The following is a 13,682-nucleotide window of genomic DNA, read 5'->3' as shown; positions in this document are numbered from 1 at the left end:
TAGCTTTGGCACAGGTTACCGCAGCTGTCACTCCAGGTCCGCAGCGACGACTCCGCGTCGTAGGCTCTTCACCGCTCGCCGAGCGGCTCCGGCCAGCGGCGCATCCGGGCCCACACCGGCCCGGATCTGCTCCAGGAGATCGATCACCTGGCGGTTCCACCGCACGAAATCACCCGGGGAGAGCGTCTGTCCGCCGGCTGCGGCGGCCGTGAGCGCCGCCTCCAGCGACTGCCCCGAGGCCCACGCCGCGATCGGCGCGCAGAACCCGGTGTCCGGTTCCCGGGTGAGCAGCGATTCCGAGCCGCCGGCGTGTCGGGCCTGCACCTCGTGGAGTTCCTGCCAGATCGCCACGGTCCCGGTCAACGCGTCCCGGACCCGCTTGTCCCCCGGCATCGAGTCCACTCCACCGCCGAAATCGCGCCGCGACTGATAGACCATCGCCGAGACCACCGCGGCCAGCTCCGGCGGCGTCAGATGATCCCAGATCCCGGCCCGGATGCACTCGGCCACCAGCAGATCGGTCTCGCAGTAGATCCGCCGCAGCACATCGCCGGTCGGGGTGACCCGCAGTCCGCCCGCACCGTCCGGCTCCAGATACGAGAGCTCGCCGAGCACCGCGGTCACGACGTCGAAGTCCGCCTCGAGCCGGGACTTGCGTTCGCTGATCGACCTCTCCAGACCGTCCACCTCGCGGATCAGCCGGTTCCGGTTCTCCCCCATCCGGAACAGCTGATCCGTCCCCGCCCCACCCCGGCCGGAACCGGACCGGGGATGCGCGGGATGGCTCCGCAGGAGGTCACGCAGCCGCGCCAGCTCCCGATCGGGTCCCTCGTTCTCCTTGCGCTTGCGGGTCCGGCCCACCGGTCGGGTGATCCCGCTCGCGCGCAGGGCGTCGGCGACGCGTCGTCGTCCCTTCCCGGTCCGCGTGTCGGCGTCCTTGCGGAGGCGCAGATCACCCAGCACCTCCGGCGGGTTCACGAAGTCCTCGGCGCCCACGCGGCCGGTCCAGCCGTCGTCGACCAGCACCAGCGGCCGCGGATCGTTCCGGTACTGGGCCGCTTCGAGGACGACCGCCAGACCGCGGTGCCGCCGCGAGCCGACCGCGATCACCTGGCCGCGTTTGAGCGCGGCCAGGTCGTCGGTCACCGCGGTCTCGCTCTCCTGCCTGCGCTGGAAGCGGGCCTCGCGTTCGAGCGTCCGGATGTCCTCCCGGAGCTGCAGGTAACCCAGGAAACCGGCGTAGACGTCACCGGAGCGGTCGCCGACGGCGTCGTCGAGGGAGAACCCGGGATCCACGCCCGCCTTCTCCGCCGCGGCGATCAGCGCGCGATCGGCATCGCGCAGCTTGCGCCGCGCCTTGTCCAACTGCCGGGCCTGCCCCACCAGGGTCCGGTCGGTCTGGAACTGCGCGAACGAGCGCCGCAGCAGATCTCGGGAGCCCTCGACGCCCAGGCGATCGATCATGTTGAGCACCATGTTGTACTCGGGGGCGAACGAACTGCGCAGCGGATACGTGCGGGCGCCGGCCAGTCCGGCCACCCGCTCGGGCAGCACCTCGGGCGTCCACACCACCACCGCGTGGCCTTCGACGTCCAGGCCGCGCCGTCCCGCGCGCCCGGTCAGCTGCGTGTACTCGCCCGGGGTGAGGTCGACGTGCGCTTCGCCGTTGTACTTCACCAGGCGTTCGAGCACCACCGACCGGGCGGGCATGTTGATGCCCATCGACAGCGTCTCGGTGGCGAACACCACCTTCGTCAGGCCTTCGACGAACAGTTCCTCGACGGCTTGGCGGAACATCGGGAGCAGACCCGCGTGGTGTGCGGCGAATCCGCGGCGCAGACCGGTCCACCAGTCGTCGACGCCCAGCACCGCCGCATCCCCCGGCGAGAGCTCGGCCAGATGACGTTCCACGATCGCATCGACCCGGGCCGCCTCGTGGCCGTCGAGCAGGTTCAGATCGCTGCGCACGCACTGGGTGAACGCGTCCTCGCACCCCTTGCGGGAGAAGATGAACGCGATCGCGGGCAGCATGCCCGCCTCGTCCAGCAGGCGCACCAACCGCGGCCGCGGCACCCCCGACGCACGACGACGGTGCCGCTCCACCCGGCCGCGATACCGGCGCACCGCATCGTCGGTGTCCTCGCCCGGACCGAGCGCACGATTCTTGATGTAGCGCATCAGTTCCGGATTGACCGGTTTCCGCTCGGGTTCCGAGCGCCGCGGATCGAACAGCTCGAACATCCGGTTGCCCACCAGCATGTGCTGGTGCAGCGGCACCGGCCGGTGCTCGTCGACGATCACCTCGGTGTCGCCGCGGACCGTGGTGATCCAGTCGCCGAACTCCTCGGCGTTGCTCACCGTCGCCGACAGCGACACCACCGACACCGCCGGGTCCAGGCCGAGGATCACCTCCTCCCACACCGCGCCGCGGAAGCGGTCGGCCAGGAAGTGGACCTCGTCCATCACCACGAACGAGAGCCCGACCAGCGCCGACGACTCGGCGTAGATCATGTTGCGCAGCACCTCGGTGGTCATCACCACCACCGGCGCCGACGAGTTGATCGCGTTGTCGCCGGTCAGCAGGCCGACGTTCGCCGCACCGTGCGCGGCGACGAGATCGTGGTACTTCTGGTTGCTCAGCGCCTTGATCGGCGTCGTGTAGAAGCATTTGCCGCCGCGGGCCAGGGCCAGGAAGACGGCGAACTCGCCGACCACGGTCTTACCGGCCCCGGTCGGCGCACACACCAGGACGGCCCGGTCGTCTTCCAGGACCTCACGCGCATCGCGTTGGAACGGGTCGAGGGGGAAGGCGAGCGTGCCGGTGAAACGTTGAAGTTCGGTTTCGCTGCTCATCACCGACCAGCTTGTCACGCCGCGCCACCGGTTTTCTCACACCCCGACCCGATCCCGGCGGACCGGTCCGGTCACAGCACCTCGTCGTAGGCGCCGGAGGCGCGGGACCGCGGCGAGGCCACCGGCTCCGGGCGGCCGATCGGCGCCGGAGCCCCGACCGGAGCGACACTCGGCTCGTCGTCGCCCGCGGTCAGCGGCGACGCCTGATCGTCGGGCGTGACGAGCCAGTCGGGATCGCGTCTGGCCTTCCGCTTGTCGTGGATCCGCGCGAACTGGATCGCGAACTCCTGCAGCAGGCACAGCGCGGCCGCGAGAGCGGTCATGGTGAACGGGTCGCCGGTCGGGGTCACGACCGCCGCGAAGAGGAACATGGTGAAGACGAGTCCGCGGCGCCAGTTCTTCAGACGCGCGTACTTGAGGACGCCGACCAGATTGAGCGCGATGATCAGCAGCGGCAGTTCGAAGCTCACTCCGAAGATCAGCAGCAACTGCAGGACGAAGTCGAAGTATTCGCCACCGGTCAGCCAGGAGACCTGGACCTCGTCGCCGACGGTCATCAGGAACTCGAAGGCCTTGCCGACCACGAAGTAGGCCAGCACGGCGCCGGCGACGAACAGCAGGGCGGCCGCCGACACGAAGGTCGTGGCGTACCTGCGTTCGTTCCGGTGGAGCGCCGGGGTGATGAACTGCCAGAGTTGATAGAGCCAGATCGGACACGCCAGCACCACGCCTGCGGTCAACGCCACCTGCAGGCGCAGCATGAACTGATCGAACGGCCCCGTCGCCAGCAGCCGGCACTCGTCGCCGGCGCCGACGGGCACACGGGCCTCCGGCGGAAGGTCGCAGTACGGCTGACGCAGCAGTTCTCCCAGCGACGGCACGAACCAGAAGCCGTGCGTGTACCAGAAGAAACCGCAGATCGTGGTGACGACGATCGCCGCCAGGGAGACGATCAGTCGATGGCGCAGCTCGTACAGGTGCTCGGTGATCGGCATGGAGCCGTCCGGATTGACCTTGCTGCGCCGTTGTCGGGGATCCAGCCGACGCAGGACTGAGGGAGTGCGCACTCGTACGTCAGAGGTGACGGATCACGAGTCCGCGCGGTTCTCGGCGGGCTGCCGCGGCGCCGCGGAATCCGGCGTCGTCGGCGGCGTGTCGGACGCCGGAAGCTCACGCGGCTTCTCCGGCGCGACGTTCTTCTCCTTGTCGTCGCTCGTCATCTCGCCCATCTCGGACTTGAGGATCCGCATCGACCGGCCGAGACCGCGTGCGGCGTCCGGGAGCTTCTTCGAGCCGAACAGGAGCACCACCACGACGATGAGGACGATCCAGTGCCAGGGCTGCATTGCACCCACGAGTCACACCTCCGAATCAGCCCGGGCGGCTCGGTTGCCGTTCTCCGGGTTCTTTTCAGGATCTCATGCTACCCGAGCCGACCAATGCCGCTCCGGCGCCGCCCGCCGCCCCCGCTCCGCTGTGATCGCCGTTACCGGCGCCTTCCTCCGCGGTGCCACCGAGCCTCAGGAGTACCGGGCGCGCGCGGCGGCCGCGGCCGCGGCGATCGACTCCCGGACGGCGCGGCTCGCCTCGTCGTCGGACACGATGCGCACCCGGCCGCCGAAACTCTGCACCAGCCGGGCCAGCCACTCCGGCGACGCATAGGTGAGCTCGGCGAGCAGCGGCTCGCCGTCGGCGGGCTCGCCCAGCGGGCGGGCCTGGTGGTACTCCACCACCCAGCGCATGTCCGGGTCGATCTCGATCAGCGCCACCGGCAGCGAGGCGTCGTGGGTCGGCATGGTGATCGGTTCGGCGGCCGCCTCCGCCGGCGGCCGCGCGGGCTCGTCGAGCACCTGTGCCCGCCGGACGCGGTCGAACCGGAAGTTCCGGCGGCCGCCGGACTCGCGGCACCACGCGTCGAGGTAGGTGTGCCCGTCGATCACCTGCACGCCGATCGGATCGACGACCCGGTCGGTCACCGCATCCCGGCTGGGCGTGTGATAGCGGATGCGCAGCGCCCGCCGGGCGGCGACGGCCTCGCGGATCGGCGCGGAGGCGGGCGGTTCGCTCGGCGCGGCGTCGTCGTGCACCACCGCCGACGATCCGGCGGCGGCCTCGATCTTGGTGATCGCCCGGCGGATGGCGTCCGGGTCGAGGGCGCCCTGGGCGTCGAGCAGCATGCGCAGGGCCACCAGCAGCACGCTGGCCTCGGTCCCGGTCAGGCGCAGCGGCCGGTCGATGCCCGCGGTGAAGACGACGTTCACGTAGCCGTCCCAGAACTGGATGTCGATCAGATCGCCGCCGGAGTGCCCGGGCAGCCCGCACACGAAGAGCTGCTCCAGGTCCCGGGTCAGCTGCTTCTCGGTGACGCCCAGCTCGGCCGCGGCCACCGACAGCTCGATGCCCGGTCGGGCCTGGAAGTACGGGACCATCGCGAGCAGCCGCGAGAAACGGGACGGGGCGACCATCAGGAGATCCCCCCGCCCGCCGACGCGGCCAGCGCATCGAGTTCGGCGACGACCGCCGCCCGCAGCTCGGGCGGATCGAGCACGACGGCATCGTGTCCCGCCGCCAGGATCGACCGCACCAGGGTGTCCCGCTCGCGGTATTCGACGGTCACCTGCTGACCCGGATCACCCCCGAGGTCGGCGTCGACGACGTCGGACGCCCCCCGCCGCAGCGCGTGGGCGCGGCCGTCGGCGAGCCACAGCCGGGCGCGGGTCGGCGCCGATCCGCGCACCCGTCGCACCGCGTCGGCGACGATCGCGCGCACGTCGACGCCGGGCGGGGCGACCACCTCGCCGACGTCGCCGATCACGTCCACCTCGGACATGCGCGACACCCGGAAGGTGCGGGTCTGGCCGCGGTCGCGGTCGTGGCCGGTCGCGTACCAGCGACCGTGATGGCTCACCACCCCCCACGGTTCCAGGGTGCGTCGGGCGGTCCGCCCGTCGGTCGTGTGCGTGAAGGCGACCGCGCGACCCTCCCCCACGGCCACGATGAGGGCGCGCACGGTGCGTTCGTCGCCCACCGTGCGGCCGCCGGCCGTCGGGCCGAGACCGAGTTCGGTCGGCTGCTGCACCGCCAGCCCCGCCGCCCGCAGTTTGAGGACCGCGGTCTGCGATTCGACGGCCACGTCGGGGTCGTGCCAGACCGCGGCGGCGGCCGCGACCGCCGCGGCCTCCTTCGCGTCGAGACTGATGTCGGTGAGCGCGTAGTCCTCCGGCGTGATCCGGTACCCCTCCTCGCCGCCGAGCGGGTCGGTGCCGGTCTCCAGCGGGATGCCCATGGTCCGCAGCTCGTTCTTGTCGCGCTCGAACATCCGCTTGAACGAGTCCTTGGACTGTCCGGCGTCGGAGTACCCGGCCACGTTCTTGCGCAGATACTCGGCGGTCACGTGGTTCCGCGTCGACATCAGGCAGATGACGAGATTGAGCAGACGCTCGTTCTTCGAAGTGGCCACGCGACGATTGTAGGGGTCACATGGCCGCGATCAGGCGCTCGACGCGCTCGTCGACGTTGCGGAACGGGTCCTTGCACAACACGGTGCGCTGCGCCTGATCGTTGAGCTTGAGGTGCACCCAGTCGACGGTGAAGTCGCGTTCGGCGGCCTGGGCCGCGGTGATGAACTCGCCGCGCAGCTTGGCGCGGGTGGTCTGCGGCGGCAGGTCGACGGCGGCGTCGATCGCCTCGTCGGTGGTGACCCGCGCGGCCAGCCCCTTGCGCACCAGCAGATCGAAGACGCCGCGGCCGCGCCGGATGTCGTGGTAGGCCAGATCGATCTGCGCCAGCTTCGGCGAGTCCAGGTCGACGCCGAGCCGATCCTGGTAGCGCTGCAGGCGGCTTGCGTTTGATCACCCAGTCGATCTCGGTGTCCACGGCGCTGAAGTCGCCGGACTCGACCGCGTCGAGCGTGCGGCCCCACAGGTCCACCACGCGGTCCATCGTCGGGTCGGGGGTCCGGCTCTCGAGGTGTTTCACCGCGCACGCCTGGTATTCGCGCTGGATCGACAGCGCGGTGGCCGTCTTGCCGTTGGCCAGCCGCAACTCGTGGCGGCCGGTGAGGTCGTGGCTGATGTCCCGGATCGCCCGGATCGGGTTGTCCAGGGCGAAGTCGCGGAAGCTGATCCCGGACTCGATCATCTCCAGGACCAGCAGCGCCGAACCGACCTTGAGCATGGTCGTGGTCTCGGACATGTTCGAGTCGCCGACGATCACGTGCAGACGCCGGTACTTCTCGGCGTCGGCGTGCGGCTCGTCGCGGGTGTTGATGATCGGGCGCGACCTCGTCGTCGCCGACGACACGCCCTCCCAGACGTGGTCGGCGCGCTGGGACAGGCAGTAGCGGGTGTCCGGTCCGACGGAGGAGATCTTGCCTGCGCCGCAGATCAGCTGGCGGGTCACCAGGAACGGCAGCAGCACGTCCGAGACCCGGCCGAACTCCCCGGTCCGCGAGACCAGGTAGTTCTCGTGGCAGCCGTAGGAGTTGCCCGCCGAGTCGGTGTTGTTCTTGAACAGGTAGATGTCGCCGCCGATGCCCTCGTCGGCCAGGCGCTGCTCGGCGTCGAGCAGCAGATCCTCCAGGATCCGTTCGCCCGCGCGGTCGTGCGTCACCAGCTGCTCCACCGAATCGCATTCGGCGGTCGCGTACTCGGGGTGCGAGCCCACGTCCAGGTACAGCCGCGAGCCGTTGGGCAGGAAGACGTTCGACGACCGGCCCCACGCGACGACCCGCCGGAACAGGTAGCGCGCCACCTCGTCCGGGCTGAGTCGCCGCTGCCCGTCGAGGGTGCAGGTGACCCCGAACTCGGTCTCGATGCCCATGATCCGGCGTTCCATGGCCGTCACTCCGTTTCCAGTAGTTCTGCGATGCGGGTCTCCGGCAGCCGCACGAAGGCGCGCCGCGGACGTGCGCGGTCCAGGACCGCCGCCTCCAGGTCGCCGACGGCCAGGGTCGACGCGGCCGGCTTGTCGCCGTCACCGCGCTTGTCGCCGCGTCTCTCACCGCCGGCGGCCGGGCCCGAATCGCCGACCCCGGACAGGGCCGCCACCGCGACGGCCAGCGCCTCGGGCAGCGGCAGTCCGGGCCGGTAGGTCTCGGTCAGCGCGGTGACGATCGGCTCGGTGACCCCGCCCATCACCACGAAGGTGTCGGTGTCGGAGATCGAGCCGTCGTAGCCGATCTTGTACAGCTGCGACGGGGTGTCCCGGCCCGGCCGGGCCACCTCGGCCACGCACAGTTCCACCTCGAACGGCTTCATCTGGTCCGAGAAGCTTCCGCCGAGCGTCGTCGCGTACGCGGTGGCGAGGGAGAGTCCGGTCACGTCGGCGCGGTCGTAGCTGTAGCCGCGCAGGTCGGCCAGCTGGATGCCGGCGCGCCGCAGCGACTCGAACTCGTTGTACTTGCCGACCGCCGCGAAACCGATGCGGTCGTAGATCTCGCTGACCTTGCGCAGCGCGTTGGACGGATTGTGCGCGACGAACAGCACCCCGCCGTCGTAGGTCAGGGTGATCACGCTGCGGCCCCGGGCGATGCCCTTGCGGGCGAGCTCGGCGCGGTCGCGCATGATCTGTTCGGCGCTGGCGTAATACGGGAAGGTCATCGGTCCGCCTTCCGTGCGTCGTCGGCGGTGCGCCGGGCGATCACGGCCTCGGCGGCCGCGGCGATCTGCGCTTCGGGCACCTCGACGGCGCCGCCGGAGTCCACGCGCACCGCGGTCGGGAAGATCCGGCGGATCAGGTCCGGGCCGCCGGTCGCCGAATCGTCGTCGGCGGCGTCGTAGAGCGCCTCGACGGTCAGCGCCAGCGCCTCGTCGGCGGTCAGGTCACCGCGGTAGAGCTTCTTGAGCGACGACCGCGCGAACACCGAGCCCGAACCGATCGCGTCGTAGCCGGCGCGCTCCTCGTGGCGGGCCCCGGCGACGTCGAACGAGAAGATGCGGCCGGTGCCGTCGAAACCGACCAGCAGCGGCAGCGCCGCCAGGCCCTGCATCGCCGCGCCCAGATTGCCGCGGACCATGCTCGCCAGCCGGGACACCTTGCCGTCCAGGGTGAGCGGGACGCCCTCGATCTTCTCGTAGTGCTCCAGCTCGACGGTGAACAGTCTCACCAGTTCGAACGCGATGCCCGCCGTGCCGGCGACCCCCGCCGCGGAGTAGTCGTCGGTGACGAAGACCTTCTGCACGTCGCGGGTCGCGATCACGTTGCCCATGGTCGCGCGCCGGTCCCCGGCCAGGATCACCCCGCCCGGGTAGGCCACGGCGACGATCGTCGTGCCGTGCGGTGCGACCTCGGTCACCTCCCCCGCCGCGGTCGGCGCCGCGGCGCCGGGCAGCCGGTCGGGAGCGCACACGCGCAGGTACTCGGTGAACGACGAGATGTCCGGCGGGACACCGGGCGTCACTGGCCGCCCTTCTGGACGTAGGCCTTCACGAAGTCCTCGGCGTTGGACTCGAGCAGATCGTCGATCTCGTCGAGCAGATCGTCGGTCTCCTCGGCCAGCTTCTCGCGCCGCTCCTGCCCGGCCGCGTCGCCGCCGATCGGGTCGTCTTCTCCGCCGCCACCGCCGCGTGTGGTCTGCTCCTGAGCCATCGTCGTCTCCTCAGATCGAGTCGTTGATCCACCCTACCGGGGCGGGTCGGGTTATCGGGTGAGCGCCTCGACCAGATCCGCGGCCGATTCGGCGTTGTCGAGCAGGTCGCCGACCATCGCCTTGGTGCCGCGCAGCGGTTCCAGGGTCGGGATGCGCACCATCGCGTCGTCGCCCAGGTCGAAGATCACCGAGTCCCAGCTCGCGGCGGCCACGTCGGCGCCGAACCGGCTGACGCACTGCCCGCGGAAGTAGGCGCGGGTGTCCTCCGGCGGATGGCCGATCGCGTGCCGCACCTGCTCCTCGGTCACCAGCCGCTTCATCGAGCCGCGGGACACCAGCCGGTTGTAGAGGCCCTTGTCCAGGCGCACGTCGGAGTACTGCAGGTCGATCAGCTGCAGGCGCGGCGCCGACCAGCTCAGGCCCTCGCGCTGCCGGAAGCCCTCCAGCAGACGCAGTTTGGCGGCCCAGTCCAGGAGGTCGGCGCACTCCATCGGATCGCGTTCGAGCTTGTCCAGGACGTCGGCCCAGGTCTCGATCACGTGGGCGGCGCGCGCGTCGTCGCGGTGGTGGGCGTCGTGGAAGGCGCTCACTCGGGCCAGGTATTCGCGCTGCAGCGCCAGACCGGTCAGCTCGCGGCCGTCGGCGAGCGCGACGGTGGCGGTCAGCGTCGGGTCGTGGCTGATGGTGTGCACCGCCTGCACCGGCCAGGCGAGGGAGAGGTCGGACAGGTCGACGCCGGCCTCGATCAGGTCCAGGACCAGCGCCGTCGTCCCGACCTTGAGGTAGGTGGAGGTCTCGGCGAGGTTGGCGTCGCCGATGATCACGTGCAGGCGCCGGTACTTCTCGGGTTCGGCGTGCGGCTCGTCGCGGGTGTTGATGATGCCGCGTTTGAGGGTGGTCTCCAGCCCCACCTCCACCTCGATGTAGTCCGCGCGCTGGCTGAGCTGGAAACCGGCCTCCTCGCCGGCCTGCCCGATGCCGACGCGGCCGGATCCGCACACCACCTGACGGGAGGCGAAGAACGGCATGAGGCCGGTGATCACCGCGTCGAACGGCGTGTTGCGGTCCATCAGGTAGTTCTCGTGGGTGCCGTACGAGGCGCCCTTGCCGTCGATGTTGTTCTTGTACAGCTGCAGCTTGGCCGCCCCCGGGACGCTGGCCACGAACTCGGCGGCCTGCTCCATCACGCGTTCGCCCGCCTTGTCCCAGATCACCGCGTCGAGCGGGTCGCGGACCTCCGGCGCCGAGTACTCCGGGTGGGCGTGATCGACGTAGAGGCGCGCCCCGTTGGTGAGGATCATGTTGGCCGCGCCGATCTCGTCGGCGTCGATGATCGGCGCCGGACCGCGATGCCCGCCGAGGTCGTAGCCGCGCGCATCCCGCATCGGCGACTCCACCTCGTAGTCCCAGCGCGTCCGATGCGCCCGCCGCGGCACCTTGGCCGCGGCGGCGTAGGCCAGCACGGCCTGCGTCGACGTCATGATCGGGTTGGCGGTCCGGTCCCCCGGTGCGGAGATGCCGTATTCGACCTCGGTGCCGATGATGCGATCCATGGGGACCAGCCTAAGCGGTCTCGACTCCGCTCGACCAGCGAGAGGGGTCCGCTCGACCGACGAGAGTGGTCCGCCCGACCGGCGAGAGGCGTCCGCCCGGCCGGTCAGTGCTTCTTCAGGCGCAACCGGCTGTAGATCAGGACCAGGAGCAGCAGGCCCATGCCCGCGAGCACGCCGTAGGTGATCGACGCGTGCGCGAGCGTCGGCTCCCACAGCGGATACTTCGCACCGTCCCCCGGGGCCACCTTGACCTGACCGGCCTCCGGGTTGATCTGCGGGAGATCCACGGCCTGGGCGGCCGCGGTGTACCCCCAGTAGGCGGGGAAGACGTACGACAGCTGCGCGACGACGGCGCCGGTGATCGGGAACAGGCCGCCGCAGAACACCAGCTGCACCATCACCACGATCACCAGCGGCGGCATGGTCTGCTCGTTCGACTTCACCAGCGACGAGATCGCCAGACCCACCAGAGTGCTCACGCACGCCAGTGCGGTCACCGCGACGAACAGCGCCGCGGGCGGCGGCAGCAGCACGCCGCCGTGCTCGGGGATCCCGCGCAGCCCGTAGGTGATGCCGAGCATGATCGCGCTCTGCAGCGCGGCCAGCACGAAGAACACGACGGTCTTGGCGCTGAGGTACGCGCCCGGCCGCAGACCGACCGCGCGTTCCCGCTCGAAGATCGGCCGTTCGGACACCAGGTCGCGGACGGTGAGCGCGGCGCCCATGAAGGCCGCGCCGATCACCAGGACCACCAGCAGCTGGACCGCTTCGACCGGGTCCTTGGGAATGGTGGTCCCCGGAGCGAGACCCGGTTTGGTCTCGGTGATCCCGAAGTCCGTCTCGCCGGGGATCACCAGCGTCAACAACCCCAGGACCACCGGCAGCAGGAACAGGAACGCCAGATACCCGCGGTCGGAGACGATCAGGCGCCACTGCCGGCGGGCGACGGTGCTCAGCTGGCGTATCGCCGAGGCCTGGGACACCGCCACCGGCGGTCCGGCGGGCGGCGGCGCCGCGGGCATGGGTCGATGCGGGTGACGCTGCCGGTAGGCGGCCCACACCTGGTCCGGGTTCGCGGTGACGGTCTCGAAGATCTCGGCCCAGTCGTCGGACCCGAGTTCGGCCTTCTTGCCCCGCGGGTCGCCGCAGTACGCGGTCTTGCCGCCGGGCGCCAGCAGCAGCACCTGGTCGCAGGTCTCCAGGTGCGCCACCGAGTGCGTCACCACCAGCACCACGCGACCGGCGTCGGCCAGATCGCGCAGCGTCTTCATCACCTGCCGGTCCAGTGCCGGGTCCAGGCCCGAGGTGGGTTCGTCGAGGATCAGCAGCGACGGACCGGTCAGCAGTTCCATGGCCACCGAGGCGCGTTTGCGCTGGCCGCCGGAGAGCTTGTCGATCCGGGTCTGGGAGTGTTCGGTGAGCGAGAGCTCGGCGAGCACGCCGTCGATCACCCGATCGCGGTCGGCGGTGGACAGGTCGGCGGGCAGCCGCAGTTCGGCGGCGTAGCGCAGCGCCTGACGGACCGTGAGCTTGCTGTGCAGCACGTCGTCCTGCGGCACCATGCCGATGCGGTTGCGGAGGGCCTCGTACTCGTCGTGCACGCTGCGGCCCTCGAACGAGACCCGGCCGATGGTCGGGCTGTTCAGGCCGGCCGCGATCTTGCTGACGGTCGACTTCCCCGCGCCCGACGGACCGATGATCGCGGTGAGCGTGCCCGGTCCGGCCTGGAACGAGATGTCGTTGAGCAGGATCTTGCCGCCGTCGACGGTGAGGCCGACGCCTTCGACCTGCAGGCCGCCGCTGACGGCCGCCTTCGCCCGGCCGCGCATCAGATCGCCGCCGGAGACGACGAAGTCGCTGTTGCCGATGGTGACGACGTCGTTCTCGGTCAGCGCCTGTCTGCCGATGCGCTGACCGTTGACGAAGGTGCCGTTGACGCTGCCGAGGTCTTCGATGACCAGACCTGCCCCGCCCGCGGTGAGGCGGGCGTGGTGGCGGGAGGCCAGGACGTCGCTGACGACGATGTCGTTGTCCGGGGTGCGGCCGATCGACTTCACGCCGCTCAAAGCGATCTTCTCGCGTCCGCCGCGGAGTTCGCCGGGCACCTCGAAGATCGCCGAGGCGTTGTGGTGCAGCGCCGACAGGTGCGGTGCGTTCGCCAGCCGGCCGAAGGCCGCGGGCTGCTGGATCGGGGCCGGTCGTACGGCGGGCTGCGGCGCCGACATCGGGGGCTGCTGCGCCGCCGTCGGCCGCGACGGCGGGGTGAACGGCGGCTGCGCCGACATCGGGCGCGAGGCCGGGGCCTGCGGGCCGGGCTGTGTGGCGAGCGGCCGGGACGCCGGGGGCTGCGTCACCGTGTGCGGCGTCAACTCCAGCAGCGGACCGGTGGCGGCGTCACCGAGCCGGATCACCGTGAACCCGCGCACCGGGACCTGGGCCACCTTGACCCCGGCGGCGTAGAAGCCGTTGGTGCTCCCCCGATCGTTCACGACCCAGCCCGCGGAAGTCCACTCGAACGCCAGGTGGGTGCGTGAGATCAGCGGGTGATTGAGCGTCACCGTGTTCTCGGGGGTCCGGCCCAGGGTCGCCGGTGAAGCGGTGACCACGTGGACCGGGCCCGAGTCGATACGGATCTTCAGCGGAGTCGGCACGGTGGGGTTCATCACCGGTCACTCTAAGCGATGCCG

10 protein-coding genes and 1 pseudogene are annotated in these 13,682 nt (G+C 70.7%); all 11 read right to left on the bottom strand.

What is annotated here, in order from left to right; all coding sequences use genetic code 11:
• Window positions 1-27 precede the first annotated feature (27 nt).
• The 11 genes and pseudogenes from QM809_RS13720 to QM809_RS13670 all read right to left on the bottom strand — a co-directional run bounded on the left by QM809_RS13720 (window position 28) and on the right by QM809_RS13670 (window position 13,658).
• Window positions 28-2,853 carry a DEAD/DEAH box helicase gene (locus tag QM809_RS13720; RefSeq protein WP_415046303.1) on the bottom strand — a complete coding sequence of 942 codons (2,826 nt, stop codon included), beginning with the start codon at window positions 2,851-2,853 and terminating at the stop codon, window positions 28-30.
• Between the two features lie 71 nt (window positions 2,854-2,924).
• Window positions 2,925-3,920, bottom strand: coding sequence for a twin-arginine translocase subunit TatC (gene tatC, locus QM809_RS13715; protein ID WP_415046302.1), 996 nt, complete (start codon window positions 3,918-3,920; stop codon window positions 2,925-2,927).
• Window positions 3,921-3,941: 21 nt separating this feature from the next.
• On the bottom strand, window positions 3,942-4,208 hold the full coding sequence (gene tatA / locus QM809_RS13710) for a Sec-independent protein translocase subunit TatA (protein ID WP_415046301.1): 267 nt from the start codon (window positions 4,206-4,208) through the stop codon (window positions 3,942-3,944).
• A 165-nt stretch (window positions 4,209-4,373) separates the two neighbouring features.
• Window positions 4,374-5,318, bottom strand: coding sequence for a helix-turn-helix transcriptional regulator (locus QM809_RS13705; protein WP_415046300.1), 945 nt, complete (start codon window positions 5,316-5,318; stop codon window positions 4,374-4,376).
• Window positions 5,318-6,313: a helix-turn-helix transcriptional regulator gene (locus QM809_RS13700; protein ID WP_415046299.1), complete on the bottom strand. Its 996-nt coding sequence runs from the start codon at window positions 6,311-6,313 to the stop codon at window positions 5,318-5,320. The genes QM809_RS13705 and QM809_RS13700 overlap by 1 nt, the downstream gene beginning before the upstream one ends.
• Window positions 6,314-6,329: 16 nt before the next feature.
• Window positions 6,330-7,689 (bottom strand): annotated as a pseudogene (pafA, locus tag QM809_RS13695) (Pup--protein ligase).
• 5 nt (window positions 7,690-7,694) lie between these two features.
• On the bottom strand, window positions 7,695-8,453 hold the full coding sequence (prcA, locus tag QM809_RS13690) for a proteasome subunit alpha (RefSeq protein WP_415046298.1): 759 nt from the start codon (window positions 8,451-8,453) through the stop codon (window positions 7,695-7,697).
• Window positions 8,450-9,253 carry a proteasome subunit beta gene (gene prcB, locus QM809_RS13685; RefSeq protein WP_415046297.1) on the bottom strand — a complete coding sequence of 268 codons (804 nt, stop codon included), beginning with the start codon at window positions 9,251-9,253 and terminating at the stop codon, window positions 8,450-8,452. The genes prcA and prcB overlap by 4 nt, the downstream gene beginning before the upstream one ends.
• On the bottom strand, window positions 9,250-9,441 hold the full coding sequence (locus QM809_RS13680; protein WP_415046296.1) for a ubiquitin-like protein Pup: 192 nt from the start codon (window positions 9,439-9,441) through the stop codon (window positions 9,250-9,252). The genes prcB and QM809_RS13680 overlap by 4 nt, the downstream gene beginning before the upstream one ends.
• A 51-nt stretch (window positions 9,442-9,492) precedes the next feature.
• On the bottom strand, window positions 9,493-10,995 hold the full coding sequence (dop, locus tag QM809_RS13675; RefSeq protein ID WP_415046295.1) for a depupylase/deamidase Dop: 1,503 nt from the start codon (window positions 10,993-10,995) through the stop codon (window positions 9,493-9,495).
• A 104-nt stretch (window positions 10,996-11,099) separates the two neighbouring features.
• Complete coding sequence (locus QM809_RS13670) at window positions 11,100-13,658, bottom strand: ATP-binding cassette domain-containing protein (protein WP_415046294.1); 2,559 nt, start codon at window positions 13,656-13,658, stop codon at window positions 11,100-11,102.
• Window positions 13,659-13,682 lie beyond the last annotated feature (24 nt).

The organism is Gordonia sp. (in: high G+C Gram-positive bacteria), assembly GCF_047600385.1.
GTDB lineage: Bacteria > Actinomycetota > Actinomycetes > Mycobacteriales > Mycobacteriaceae > Gordonia.
Note: the sequence above shows the minus strand (reverse complement) of the source record. Positions and strands in the feature narration are given on the sequence as shown.